Origin of the sequence: Natronomonas gomsonensis (assembly GCF_024300825.1) — an archaeon.
In the GTDB taxonomy this organism is placed as follows: Archaea; Halobacteriota; Halobacteria; order Halobacteriales; family Haloarculaceae; genus Natronomonas; species Natronomonas gomsonensis.
In genome coordinates, this window is sequence record NZ_CP101323.1 from 1,794,195 (window position 1) to 1,807,033 (window position 12,839).

General features: G+C 65.5%; 9 protein-coding genes. 4 read left to right on the plus strand and 5 right to left on the minus strand.

Going from position 1 to position 12,839, the window contains the following annotated elements:
• Positions 1-12 precede the first annotated feature (12 nt).
• Both NMP98_RS09760 and NMP98_RS09765 read left to right on the plus strand, forming a co-directional pair.
• Positions 13-525 (plus strand): DUF2062 domain-containing protein, encoded by a 513-nt coding sequence (locus NMP98_RS09760; protein ID WP_254857377.1) that lies wholly within the window; start codon positions 13-15, stop codon positions 523-525.
• Between the two features lie 87 nt (positions 526-612).
• Positions 613-2,055, plus strand: coding sequence for an MATE family efflux transporter (locus tag NMP98_RS09765; protein ID WP_254857378.1), 1,443 nt, complete (start codon positions 613-615; stop codon positions 2,053-2,055).
• Here the strand turns inward: NMP98_RS09765 and NMP98_RS09770 are convergent, their stop codons facing one another.
• Positions 2,056-4,563: an efflux RND transporter permease subunit gene (locus NMP98_RS09770; RefSeq protein WP_254857379.1), complete on the minus strand. Its 2,508-nt coding sequence runs from the start codon at positions 4,561-4,563 to the stop codon at positions 2,056-2,058.
• A 3-nt stretch (positions 4,564-4,566) separates the two neighbouring features.
• On the minus strand, positions 4,567-6,147 hold the full coding sequence (locus NMP98_RS09775) for a COG1361 S-layer family protein (protein WP_254857380.1): 1,581 nt from the start codon (positions 6,145-6,147) through the stop codon (positions 4,567-4,569).
• A gap of 142 nt (positions 6,148-6,289) precedes the next feature.
• Here NMP98_RS09775 and NMP98_RS09780 point away from each other — a divergent pair, with 142 nt between their 5' ends.
• Positions 6,290-7,003, plus strand: a complete 714-nt coding sequence (locus tag NMP98_RS09780; RefSeq protein WP_254857381.1) for a TetR/AcrR family transcriptional regulator — start codon at positions 6,290-6,292, stop codon at positions 7,001-7,003.
• Positions 7,004-7,008: 5 nt separating this feature from the next.
• Here the strand turns inward: NMP98_RS09780 and NMP98_RS09785 are convergent, their stop codons facing one another.
• Genes NMP98_RS09785 through NMP98_RS09795 form a run of 3 tightly spaced genes read right to left on the minus strand, consistent with a single transcriptional unit; the run spans position 7,009 to position 11,925 of the window.
• On the minus strand, positions 7,009-8,559 hold the full coding sequence (locus tag NMP98_RS09785) for a class I adenylate-forming enzyme family protein (RefSeq protein WP_254857382.1): 1,551 nt from the start codon (positions 8,557-8,559) through the stop codon (positions 7,009-7,011).
• Positions 8,560-8,617: 58 nt separating this feature from the next.
• Positions 8,618-10,471, minus strand: coding sequence for a PAS domain-containing protein (locus NMP98_RS09790; protein WP_254857383.1), 1,854 nt, complete (start codon positions 10,469-10,471; stop codon positions 8,618-8,620).
• Positions 10,471-11,925, minus strand: coding sequence for an ATPase domain-containing protein (locus NMP98_RS09795; RefSeq protein ID WP_254857384.1), 1,455 nt, complete (start codon positions 11,923-11,925; stop codon positions 10,471-10,473). Before NMP98_RS09795 ends, NMP98_RS09790 begins: the two co-directional genes overlap by 1 nt.
• A 162-nt stretch (positions 11,926-12,087) precedes the next feature.
• Here NMP98_RS09795 and NMP98_RS09800 point away from each other — a divergent pair, with 162 nt between their 5' ends.
• A complete protein-coding gene (locus tag NMP98_RS09800) occupies positions 12,088-12,813 on the plus strand; it encodes an MBL fold metallo-hydrolase (protein ID WP_254857385.1) in 726 nt (241 codons plus the stop codon).
• Positions 12,814-12,839: the final 26 nt, after the last annotated feature.

A 12,839-nucleotide genomic window follows, 5' to 3' on the forward strand; every position in this document is an offset into this window, starting at 1 on the left:
AAGGAGATGGCAATGGGAGGACTGCGGCGCCGACTCCAGCGATACGTCCAGCGCGTCCGTGAGGAACTCCACGACGCGCTTACGGAGGAACACACCCCCAATCAGGTCGCCTACAGTTTCGCCATCGGCGTGTTCATCACCGCCTTGCCGACGCTCGGAACCGGCGTCATCATGTTCTTCATCATCGCGTATCTCTTCGCGAACGTCTCCCGTATCGCGCTGTTCGCCTCCGTCCTCGTTCTCAACCCCGTCGCGAAGTGGGGCGTCTACGGGTCGAGTTTCTGGCTCGGCTCGAAACTGCTCGGCCCCGTCGAATCCATGACCGTCCAAGAGGTGTCGCTGTCGGCGGCCCCCGAGGTGGTCGTCAGACTGGTGACGGGGAACGTCATCCTCGCGGTGATTTTCACCGTCATCGCATACCTTGCCGCCTACCGCCTGACGATGGAGTACCGCCGTCGTCGCGGGGAAATCAGCGCCATCGAGGAACGGCTCTCGGGGCTGACCGACCGGTTTTCCGGTCGGTAGCCGCCCGCGAAAGTGTTCTCCAACGGTTCCTGCCTCCCGTCTCGATTCCGAAGACATTTGGCTGACTGACCAGTCAGTACAAACACGTTGGCCCGCGTTCCGAACCCCTTCCGATTGGCGATACTGGCCGTCGGGTTGCTGTTGGCCCGCTTCGGCCTCATTGGCGAGGAGCGTGCACGCCGGACGGCCGAACTCGCCTGGCCGCGTATCGTCACGGGGCTGGCGCGGATGTCGAAAAACGCCGTCGACGTGGCGATGGTCGGCGTCGCCGTCGGCGGCGGCGCCATCGCCGGCGTCGGTATCGCCGGGCCGTTCTGGGGGCTGGCGTTCTCCATCGGCGGGGGCGTCGCCGGCGGCACCATCGCCCTCGTGAGCCAGCGGTTCGGCGCCGACGCTCACGAGGAACTCGGACTCGCAGTTCGCTCCAGCGTCTTCCTCGTCGTCGCCGTCTCGCTGCCCGTCGTCGCCGTCTTCTGGACGTTCTCTGCGGAACTCATCGGCCTGCTCAGCAGCGACGCCGAGACCGTCCGCCTCGGCGGCGAGTACCTCCGTGTCGTCGCGTTGGGCGTCCCCTTTGCCGGTCTCAATCTGGTCGGCAGTCGCGTCCTCGTCGGCTCCGACGACGCCTACACTGCGATGGTACTCCGCGGTGGCGGCGCCGTCGCAAACGTCGCCATCAACGCCGCCCTCATCTTCGGCCTCGGGTGGGGCGTCGTCGGCGCCGCAGTCGGGACCGTCCTCTCGAACGTCGGCGTCACCGCCGCCTTCGCCATCGGCCTCACGGCCGGACGCTTCCCCGGAGCGGGAGAGTTCCCGGTTACCGTCAACCCCGTCGGAACCTACGTCGACCCCTCGACGGTCGCCGATTTGGTGTCCATCGGCCTGCCGGTGATGGGCCGGAACCTCGTCTGGACCGTCGCCGAGTTCCCGATGTTCGCCATCCTCGACGTCTTCGGTCAGGACGTGGTGTCGGCGTTCGTCATCGCCCGGCGCATCTGGGGGTTGATGAACACGCCCGGCTGGGGCTTCGGGCTCGCATCCTCCAGTCTCGTCGGCCAGGAACTCGGCACCGGCGCCGAAGAGACCGCCGAGGCCTACGGCCGTGAAATCATCCGCTACTCGGTGGCCGTCTACATCGTCTTCGCGGCGGTCGTCTTCGTCGCCACCGAACCCATCGTCACGCTGTTCGTTGCCGACCCGAGCGCCCCCTCGGTCCCGATTGCCGTCGACCTCGTTCGGGTGGCCTGCGTCGCCGTCGTCATGCAGGGGGTCTCCGGGGGTGCCGCCGGCCCGCTCGATGCGGCCGGCGACACCCGCTGGGCCTTCTTCAGTCAGGCGCTGGGGATGTTCGGCTGTTCGATTCCGCTCGTTTACCTCGGCGCGACCACGTCGCTGGGCATCTACGGGCTGTATCTCGCCTTCCTCGCGGAGACGACGGTCCCCGCGGTGTTGAACTACTATCGCTTTGCGACGGGGAAGTGGAAAGCCGTCAGCCGGGAGTATCGCCCGGAGACCGGCCCTGTAAACTGATTACGCGGCGGTATCGCGCAAGCGCGGAACGACCCGCGTCTCGAGGGCGTGCCAGACGACGATGGTCGACGGCAACACCAGAAGCGACGCCAGATACGCGTAGAACACGCCGAGTGCCAACAGCAGGCCGAACTCCGCGATGAGCGGGATGAGCGCGAGATACAGCACGCCGAGCCCACACACCGTCGTCAGCATGCTCCCGGTGAGCGCGCCGCCGGTGCCCTGGGCGGTGGTCCGAAGCGCGGCGTGGATGTCCCGGCCGTTCTCGAACTCGTCGACGAAGCGGTGCATGAAGTGGACGGTGTAGTCGACGCCCAATCCGATGGACACCGAGAGGATGGGGGCGTTGAACGGCGTCAACGGTACGTCGAAGTACCGCATCGACCCCGCGAGCAATCCGACGGTGACCAACACCGGGACGAGATTGATGAGGCCGTAGACGGCCCGCCCCTCCAGCCACCGGTAGAACAGCATCAAAAAGCCGGCGGTGAGCAGGAAGGCGACGATGAGACTCCGGAGTGCGGATTCGGTGATGCGGTCGATGACGACCTGATTGACGACCAACTGTCCGGTCGGAACGGCGTCCATCCGCATCTCCTCGGCGACCTGTTGGGCGGCCTGCGTCGCCTCGGTTTGGTCGGCGTCGACGTCGACCTGATAGACGATGCGCGTGGCGCTTCGGTCCTCGGTGATGGAGTTCCGTGCCTGGTCGCCGGCCGGCGAGTCGAGCAACGCCGCGTACACGCGGTCGACGTCGCGGTCCGGAACCCCGTCGCCGTCGGCGTCGTGCTGTCTGACCAGCGCGGCGAACTCGGGGTCGGCCTCGGCGCGGGAGTCGATGACGCCGAGGATGCTCGTCGCGTCGGCTCGGCGGTCGGACTGGACGAACGCCTCGGGAGGGTCGGTCACCGCGCGGTCGATGTCTTCGAGAGCCATGTCCGAGCGGACGGCCCTGTCTTCGACGTATATCGTGACGCTGCCGATGAACCCCTGCTCGAAGTCCTCTTCGAGGTAGTCGAGGACTGTCATGAACGTGTACTGCGACGGTGCGAACGGTTCGGGGAGGGTCTGGTACTGCTCGATTCGGTCCTCGTCGGGGAAGAACGCCTCCTGTGAGAACTCGGTGTCGACGCCGGTGCCGTAGGCACCGCCGACCCCACCGAGGACGAGCGCGGCGACGAGGACGACCGCCGGGGCGATTCGGGCGGCGGTCACGCCGGCCGGGAGGATGGCTCCGAGTATCGACCCCTCCCGTCCGAGTGGGCTACTGCCGAACTCCGGGAAGCGCGTCCCCTCGCGAAGCCCGTCGAGGCCGACCTTCGCCGCCGGAAGGAACACACCGAAGATGGCGAAGGTGAACACCATCCCGACTGAGGCGACGATGCCGAAGTCCCGCAGTTGGCTCAGCGAACTGGTGAGGTTCGCCGCGAAGCCGATGACCGTCGTCCCGGTGACGATGAGAAACGCCGCCGACAACTGCGTCGTCGTGATGCCCATAGACTCACGTATCCCGGTTCCGCGGCCGCGCTCCTCCCGATACCGGTTGATGATGTGGATTCCGAAGTCGATGCCGACGGCCAACAGCAGCGGGAAGACCGTCACCAGCGAGTCCGAGAACGGGATACCGGCGTATCCCATGAATCCGAACGTCCAGACGAGCGTCATCACGAGCGCGACGAAGCCGAGAAACAGGTCTATCGGGTCCCGGTAGGCGACGACGAGGAAGAACGTGATGAGCAGTATCGCCGCCGGGAACACGACGATTGCCGTGTCGTTCAGCAGTTGCGTGACCTCCTCGTTGATGATGGCGTTGCCGAAGACGATGGCGTTCTCGCCGTGGTCGTACCCCTCGACGCCGTCGACGACGTCGATGGTTCGCTGCTGGAGGCGCGCGTTGTCGGCATCGTCGGCCATCGGCGGCGTGTCGTAGGTGACGAGAATCTGTGCGACCGACGCCGATGCCGACCCCGAAGAGAAGTCCGTGCTCACGGGTCCGAGCGAGTTCGCGTCCGCGGCCGACCGGATGGCGCCGTCCAGTTGTCGTTGCGAGGCGCGTTCGACCGCCCGGTACCACTCCTCGGGCGTCGACGCCTCGGGGTCGAGCTGCCGGGCGATGTTCGAGGCCGGACTCATCGTCGAGGTGACCCGGAGTCGGTCGTGGGTTTCGAGTCGCTGTTGGGTCTTCAACATCCGAAGCAGGCTCGGCTTCGAGAGGACGTTCCGGTCGTCTTCGATGAACACGTTGGCGTTGCTGCCGCCTGAGGCCCGTGCCCCGCCGTCGAAGTTCTCCTGCATGTCTTCGAGGGCTTCGGCCTCTTCGAGGTTCTCGGTGAACTGGTCGGTGCCGGCTTGCTGTTCGCCGCCGCCGCCCAACCCGGCGGCGAAGACGCCCGTCAGGACGATGAAGGCGAGGACGACCCGCAGCGGTCGCTCGGAGACGATGGTGGTGATGCGACGGCTCAGCGGGTCGATTCGCTCCGTGTCGTGGGATTCAGGGCCGTCGACCATCGGTCAGTTCCGGCGCCGCCACCAGAGTCCCGCACCGACGACGAGAACGGCGACGACGCCGACGGCGATGGGGACGACGGGCGGCCCCTCGTCGGTCGTCTCGGGTTCCTCGACGGAGACTGCCTGCTGGTATGTGTCCGAGAGCGTGCTCTCGCCGCGGCGGTTGTCGTACTGGAAGTCGAGTTCGACGGGGTAGGTCTTGGCCATCGCGCCGCCGGCCGCCGACAGCGAAAACCGCAACTCGCCGGACTCGCCGGGCTCCAACTCGGAGATGAACGCCTCGTCGCTCGACGTCGACAGCGGGCTGTTGGCGTACAGTCGGGCGTCGATGTTCGAGAGCGTCTCCGGGCGCTCGTTCGTTATCGTGACGACGAGGTCACTCGACCCGCCTGCCTCGACGGTGGCGTTCTCGGCCGTGACCGAGAACTCTCCACGGCGTTCGTCGACGACGACCCGCTCGGAGATGGGCCCGGCGGTGACCGTCGACTCGCCCTCGTTTGCGTACTCGACGCTGAACCGGACCTGTCTCGGGCCGGCCAACGCCTGCCCGCTCACCTCGGTCGGGAAGGCGAACTCGGCTGCCTCGCCGCTGTCGAGTTCGGGCAGGGCGTATCGGCCCTCCTCGACGAACAGCGAATCGCTCGCCGGTTCGATGACCAACACGCCGTCGGAGACCGGCCGCGGACCCTCGTTGCGGAGCGTCCCGGTGATGTTGCCGGCGTAGCCGACCGACAGCGTCTCTTCGAGCCCCTCGATGTCGAAGGACTGCTCGGAAAGCGGGTCGAGGTGGCCGACGACCGGGTCCGATTGGGCCTCGGCGCCGTCGGTGTTCGTGTAGTCGACGGTCGCTTCGATGGGTTTGGCGCCGGTCGCGACGCCCTCGGCGACGGCCGCCTCGACCGTCACGGTCACTGACTCGTCGGGTGCGAGGTCGCCGACGAACGAGCGGGCTTCGCCGGTGCCGAGCGTCACGCCGCCGCTTCCGCGGAGCGTCACCCGCGTCGCGTTGGCTCGCTCAGAGCCGACGTTTTCGATGGTGACATCCGCGTCGCCGGAGGTACCGGGCTGGACGTCGGTGTCGACGTCCGTGATGGCGAACCGCGGTTCGGAGACGACACGGATATCGACGGTGTGTCGCTCCGTCTCGGTTTCTCGCTGCTGGCCGGACACCGAGGAGGTTTGCTCGACGTAGGAGTACCGCACCTTCACGTCTAGCTCGTAGGTTCCCGGCTCGGTCCCTTCGGGAACGACGACCTGGAACGGCGTCGTCGCGAGGGAACCATCCGCGATGGTGCCGACCGCGGTTCGTCCGGTCCGAACGTCGAGCGGACCCTCGCCGTCGGCCGCGACGGACACCGCCCTCGCGGCGAGCACTTCCTCGCTACGGGACCCGGTGTCGAGGTCGCCGCTGTTCTGGAGTTGGATGTCGATTCGCGTGTCGCTGCCCGGCGTGACATCGGCGTCGGGCGCGTACACCGAGATGTCCGGTTCACCGCGCGTGAAATCGCGCTGGGTCTGTTGGCCGACGACTGCACCGGCCGAGACGGTCAGACAGACGAACAGGACGGCGACGGCGACCGCCACCAGGGACCTACGAACCACGGTTCGGACCTCTGTCGGCGGTCGGTTCGTCGGCAGTGCGACACGTGGAGGGGCGTCGGCGGGGGCGGACGGCACTCGCTGGCATTACCGGCACGGTTATGCGCCGGGACAATAGCCGTTTTGATTGAATGTTCAATCAATTCGGCTCGCCTCGCCCGTCGGCGACGACCGTCGGCCGCTCCCCCGACGGCCACTCGATACTTGTCGGGGCGGACGCTACGAGGTTGCAGTGATGGAGTTCTTCGAGGACGCCTCAACGACGCGTGAGGAGATTCTGGCTGCGGCCTACGAGGCGCTGTGTCGGCACGGCTACAGCGACCTGACCGTCGAGAAAATCGGCGACCACTTCGAGAAGAGCACGTCGCTGGTGTATCACCACTACGACGGGAAGGACGAACTGCTGTTGGCGTGTCTGGAGTTCGTCTTGGACCGCTACGACGAGACGTTCGCCGAGGCGGAGTCGGGCGAGCCGCGGGCAAGACTCGAAGAGCCGCTTGCGGTGTTTCTCGTCAGCGAACTGCCCGACGAACAGTTCAGATTCATGCGCGCACTCGTCGAACTCCGCGCCCAGGCGGCCCACGACGAACGGTACCGGGAGTACTTCACCCGAAGCGACCGCCTGTTCCAGGCCCGTCTGACCGAACTCGTCGAGGCCGGCGTCGACGCCGGAGCGTTCCGTGATGTCGACCCCGAGGCCGTCGCCGCGACGATACAGACCGTCTTGGCCGGTGCGCTCGTCCGGACTACGACCTCCAACGACGACGAGTGGCTCGAAGCCGTCCGCGAGGAGGTCATCGCGTGTCTCGAAGCGCGACTCTACCGTCCGGACGGGGCCTGAACTGCCTATTCGAAGTCCTCCAACTCGAACTTCTGGACCTTCCCGGTCGTCGTCCGCGGGAGTTCGTCGACGAAGTTGACCTCCCGTGGGTGTTTGTACGCCGCGAGGTTCTCGAGGGCGTACTCCTTGATTTCCTCCGCGGTCACCTCGGCGTCGGGTCGCTTGACGACGAAGGCGGTGACCGTCTCCCCGCGGCGCTCGTCGGGGACGCCGACGACGGCGGCGTCGGCGATATCGGGGTGTTCGAACAGCAACTCCTCGACTTCACGGGGATAGACGTTGTAGCCGCCCGTGACTATCATGTGCTTTTCGCGGTCGACAATGAAGAAGAAGCCGTCCTCGTCGTAGTAGCCGAGGTCGCCGGTGTGGAACCAGCGGGTGCCGTTTTCATGGGTGAACGCCTCCTCGTTCGCGCCCGGGCGGTTGTAGTACTCCTTCATCACGTTCGGCCCGGAGACGACGATTTCGCCGACCACGTCGTCGAGTGCCGTCTCGTCGTCGACGGGGCCGCGCTCGACGGGGTCGACCTCCTCGAAGTTGTGGTCGACGACCTTCGACTCGACGCCGGGCAGCGGCTTGCCGATGGAACCGGGACGGCGGTCGTCCGGCCGGTTGGCGTGGGTGACCGGTGCCGTCTCGGTCAGGCCGTACCCTTCCATGAGGTCGGGTTCGAACGTCTCCTCGAACTGTCGCATGACCTCGAGCGGGAGGCTGGAGCCGCCGGCGTTGGCGAACCGAACCGAGGCGAGGTCGTACTCTTCGGCCGCGGGGTGGTTCACGAGGTCGTTGAACATCGCGGGAACGCCGTGGAACAGTGTGATACCTTCCGACTCGACGAGTTCCAGCGCGGCCTCGGCGTCCCACTCGGCCATCGGCCAGTAGCTGCCGCCCTCGTACAGCGTCGCCAGCATCGTCACCGTCATCCCGTAGATGTGGAACAGCGGGAGAACGCCGAGCATCTTGTCGTCGTCGTAGATGCCGTCGTGAATCTTCGGGGAGGCACGCGCCTCGAAGGCGAGGTTCCGGTGGGTCAGAAGGACGCCCTTCGGGGTGCCGGTCGTCCCGGAGGTGTACGGCTGACACGCCACGTCGTCGTCGTCGCGGTCGACGACATCGAGTTCCTCGTCGGCGAGGAACGCATCGAATTCGACGGCGCCGTCGGCGTCGCCGCCGACGCTGACGATGGTGTGAACGTCGGTGTCGTCCTGTACCTCCTGGACCTGCGGGACGAGGTCTGCGAGGGCGACGACGGCCGTCGCGCCGCTGTCGCCGAGCAGGTGGCTGATTTCGCGGGACTTGTACTGGGGATTCATCGGGACGACGATGCCGCCGGCCCGGAGAATCCCGTGGAAGGCGATTACGTACTGCGGGAGGTTCGGGAGATAGACGCCGACGCGGTCGCCGGGTTCGACACCCGAATCCGCGAGAGCTTTGGCGAATCGACCGGTCTGTGCCCAGAACTCGGCGTAACTGAGTTCTTGGCCCCGGAAGCCGATTGCCGTGGCCTCGGGCATCTCCGCGGCGCGCTGTTCGATGTCGGCAAGCAGATTCGTCATCACTCTCCCGTATCGGTCACCACGGGGTAAATCTTGCTTCACAGAACGGGAGTTTACCCTACGTCGGCGATGACCCCTCGGCCGCCGGAAGTCGAAGAACCACCGTCGCGCCGCGGTCGGCGGGGTTTCGGATGTCGAGTTGCCCGCCAGCGTTCATCACTGCCCACCGAATCAGCCACAGCGTGACGCCCTGAAGGTGCTCTAGCGGGCGTTCCGCGCCGCTGGCCAGCGCCCGCCGTTCGCGTTCGGAGAACCCGGGCCCGTCGTCGTTGACACGGAGTTCGACCCACTCCCGGTCGTCCGTGTCATCGACCTCGATGTCCACTCGGGGGGTGGGTACGTCCGTGTGTTTGACCGCGTTCTCGACGAGATGTTCCAGACAGAGCCGAATCGTCGCGGGGCAGACTGCCGGGGAGGCTCCGGGCGCCGAGATGTCGATGTCGGCGTCGGGGTAACTCTCGCGGAGTTCCTCGCCCACCTCGCGGACGAACGCCGAAAGGTCGAGTTCCTGTGTCTGTGGTTTGGTGGGGTCGATGCTTCGGTTGAACGCGCGGGCCGCGTCGGCAATCGCCAGCAGGTCCGACGCCGCGGTATCGATGTCGTCGGCTATCGCCGCCACCTCCTCGTCGCCGTCGTCTTCGAGGAGTTCCGCCAGTCCCGTGACGATGTTCAGTTTATTACGGATGTTGTGTCGGAAGATTCGGTCGAGAACCGACAGGCGGTTTTGGTACTCCTGGATTCGCGTGATGTCACGACTGACAGCGATGATTCGCTCGCCGTAGTCGTCGGTCGCCTCCAGCCGTTGAAATCGGAACTGGAAGACGGTCGAGTTCCCGTCGGGGCCGGCCGTCGTGAGCTCCGCCGTTTGGGAGTTCCCGCCGCCCCGAACCGCGGCTATCGCCGTTCGCAACTTCGCGGCCTGTTTGCCCTCGAATAGGTTCGGAGCGGGCATTTTCACCGGAATCTCCCCATCGACGCCGAAGGCGGCTTTGGCTGCCGCGTTCGTCTCCACGATACGACCGTTTACGTCGAGCACCAAAACCGGGTCCTCGGTGGCCTCGAATATTCGTAGATGCTGTTCTAGCAACCGCTCCCGTTGCTTACGCTCGGTAACGTCACGTTGGAAGCCGAGGAAGTGCGTCACCTTGCCGTCCTCACCACGCACGGGCATGATATCGAGGTCGTTCCAGAACTGCTCGCCGGAGCGCCGGTAGTTGCGGATTTCGACCGACACCGGCCGCTCGTCAGCCAGCGCCGACCGCATCTTATCGACGGTCGCCTCCTCGGTGTTCTCGCCCTGCAGGAACCGACAGTTCCGGCCGATGACTTCCTCGCGGTCGTACCCGGTGGTTTCGAGGAACCCCTCGTTGACGTAGACGAGCGGTAGGTCGTCTTCGCTCGCGTCGGCGATGCTGATGCCGATACCGGCGCCGTCTATCGCGCGCTCGTACAGTTCGAGTTCCCGCTGGCGCTGCCGTGACTCCACCGAGTGTTCTCGCGTCGCCAACAGCCCATCGATTCGGGAGCGAATCGCTTGCCTCGGCGCCGGAATGGGCTGAATGCCGTCGAGCAACTCACCGACAGAATCGCCGTGGCGTCGCCACGCCTCGTCGACGGAGTCGGTCGTCAGCAGCAACACCGGCGCCGTGGCCGGGCGTTCGCGTTCTTTCCACGCCGACAGCGCCTCGCGAAACGCCGCGAGGCCGTCGGCATCGACGATACAGAGGTCGGTCCGCTCCGGAATCGGGTCGGCTACGTCCGTCACCTCGAACGTCGAGAGGAGCGATTCCAACAGTTCTCTGTCCCGTGGTTGGGCGACGCCGAGGGCGATTCGCGGCGTCCGCTCGGCGAACCACTCGCCGCTGTCGGAGCGCCGATGCGTCCGCGGCGACGAGCCATCCAAGGGTGCCATCAGCCCGACTCGTCGGTTCGCTCGGGGATGCCGGTGAGAATGCCGCGCATCCCGGTCAGTTTCGGCCCGACCTCGACGCCATCTTCGGATATCGACATTTCACGAAGCGACTGCTCGAAGTCACCGAAGCGCTTCTTCAACACGCCGACGGTCTTCCGAATCCCGCCGTCGATTTCCATATATCGGAGGAAGACGATGTTGTCGGCGAGGTAGCTAATCTGCTCGTCGGTCGCCGAGAGGTCGCCGGTGATGTTCTCGACCTCCTCGAGGAGGAGGACGGTGACGCCCATCCGCTTGAGGTAGCGACACAGCGCGTGGAGTTCCCGGGTGAGTTCGGCCTGGGAATCATCGCCACGAAGGCCGAGTCGGTAGCCGGTGATGCCGTCAATCATGACGATTTGGGCATCCTCCTCTTCGACGGCCGTCCGGACGTGATGGGCGAACTCGTCGGGACTCTGTGCGAGTGACTCGATTTCCTCGATTCGAACGGCACCCGTCTCGACGAGCGATTCGATGTCGATATTGATTTCACCGGACCGGTGCAGATAATCGGACTCTAGTTCCTCGAAGAGGTAGCCGAACGCCTGTTCGCCGCGGTTGCCGGCGGCTTCCAGAAACAGCGACCCGAGTGTCGTCTTGCCGGCACCCGACGGTCCGGAGAGGACGGTGACCGACCCTCGTTCGATACCGCCGCCGAGAAGCCGGTCGAGTTCCGGAAGCCCCGAGGAGAGTTGGTCCCGGGTGTGTTCGCGATGGAAATTCCCGGGGGCGAGTTTCGGATACACGCGACCGCCATCGTCGGACCGGATGCGGTAGGTGTGTCGGCCGTCGGCGGAGCCCGAACCGCGGAACTTCGTCACTTCGAGCGAGCGGTGGTCGGTCGTCCGCTGGATTTCAATCGTCAAATCGCCGAGGAACTTGAGGTCCTGTTCGACCCGACCACTCGTCGGTTGGGTCGTACACAGCGTCGTCGTCCCGCGCTCTTTGAGTTCGTTGATGAGCGAGGAGATGTTGCGGCGGAACTGGTACTCGTCGGGCAGCAGCGACCGGAGTTCCGACAGCGGGTCGATGACGAGCCGCTCCGGTGATTCCTCGTCGATGGCCGTCGCGATGCGCTCCAGTAAGTCCTCTCCCTCGACCTCGTCGGCCGGGAACACCGTATAGGAGTCCTCCGAGAAGAACCGCTCGCCGCCGGCGCTGAGGTCGAGTATCGTCACGTCCGAGAGGTCGATGCCGAGCAGTTCGGCGTTCCGTCTGATGTCGGCCTCCCGTTCCTCGAAGCCGATATAGAGACTCGCCCCGTCGGCCGCGGTGAGAAACTGCAAGGCGAGAACCGTCTTGCCCGTCCCCGGACCGCCGTTTATTATTCCCGTCTGGCCACTGAGAAAGCCACCCTGCAGCACCTCGTCCAAGCCCGGTGTACCTGACGGGACACGCCGGTCATCGCTGTCCATGTCTTATAAATACATGTTATCAAATGTTAATGTTTTCGGCCATAAAATAAATGTTTCACTGTGAGTGACGGTGGGTTCAACGTGGTTTTCCGGTCTCCAGCGGCGCCAGTCGATGGCTGCCGGCACACCAATAGTTAGGATGCTCTCGATACTGGTGGAGGTATGCCCACCGTTCAACTCGTTCGTCACGCCACGCTGCTCGTCACGTTGGGGGAGACGACGTTCCTCGTCGACCCGATGCTCGGCGAACCGGGCGACATCCCGCCGATTCCGAACACGCCCAACGACCGCGAGAACCCGCTCGTCGAACGCCCGGACGTCGACCTCACACACGACGCGGTCGTCGTCACCCACCGTCACCGCGACCACTTCGACGACGCCGCCCGGGAGTTCCTCGACCGCGAGGTACCGCTGTTCTGTCATCCCGAGGAGGCCGACGAGTTCCTCGAGGAGGGCTTCGAGGACGTCCGACCGCTCGATATCCACCACTCGTTCGGCGACGTGATACTCGAACCGACGCCGGCCCGCCACGGCCACGGCGAGTTGGCAGAGAAGATGGCGCCCGTCCTCGGCGTCGTCTTCGAGGGCGCGGAGTCGCTGTATCTCGCCGGCGACACAGTCTGGTACGACGCCGTCGCCGAAACCATCGATGCCTACGACTTCGACGCCGTCGTCGTCAACGCCGGCGGGGCCCGGTTCGTCGAGGGCGAACCCATCACGATGGACGAAGACGACGTTGCGTCGGTCCGGGCGGCCGTCGACGACGACGTGCCCGTTATCGCCGACCACATGGACGCTATCAACCACTGCTTGGTCACGCGGGCCGACCTGCGAGCGGCCGTCGAGGGCGTGACGATACCTGAAGATGGTGAGACGGTCGAGTTCTGAGGCGAGAAATATATCGTCTCGGTAAC

Excerpts from the sequence above, each read along its gene's own strand:
- NMP98_RS09790 (WP_254857383.1), bottom strand. The coding sequence starts at position 10,471 with ATGGCACCCTTGGATGGCTCGTCGCCGCGGACGCATCGGCGCTCCGAC.
- NMP98_RS09800 (WP_254857385.1), top strand. The coding sequence starts at position 12,088 with ATGCCCACCGTTCAACTCGTTCGTCACGCCACGCTGCTCGTCACGTTG.
- NMP98_RS09785 (WP_254857382.1), bottom strand. The coding sequence starts at position 8,559 with ATGACGAATCTGCTTGCCGACATCGAACAGCGCGCCGCGGAGATGCCC.
- NMP98_RS09760 (WP_254857377.1), top strand. The coding sequence starts at position 13 with ATGGGAGGACTGCGGCGCCGACTCCAGCGATACGTCCAGCGCGTCCGT.
- NMP98_RS09770 (WP_254857379.1), bottom strand. The coding sequence starts at position 4,563 with ATGGTCGACGGCCCTGAATCCCACGACACGGAGCGAATCGACCCGCTG.
- NMP98_RS09795 (WP_254857384.1), bottom strand. The coding sequence starts at position 11,925 with ATGGACAGCGATGACCGGCGTGTCCCGTCAGGTACACCGGGCTTGGAC.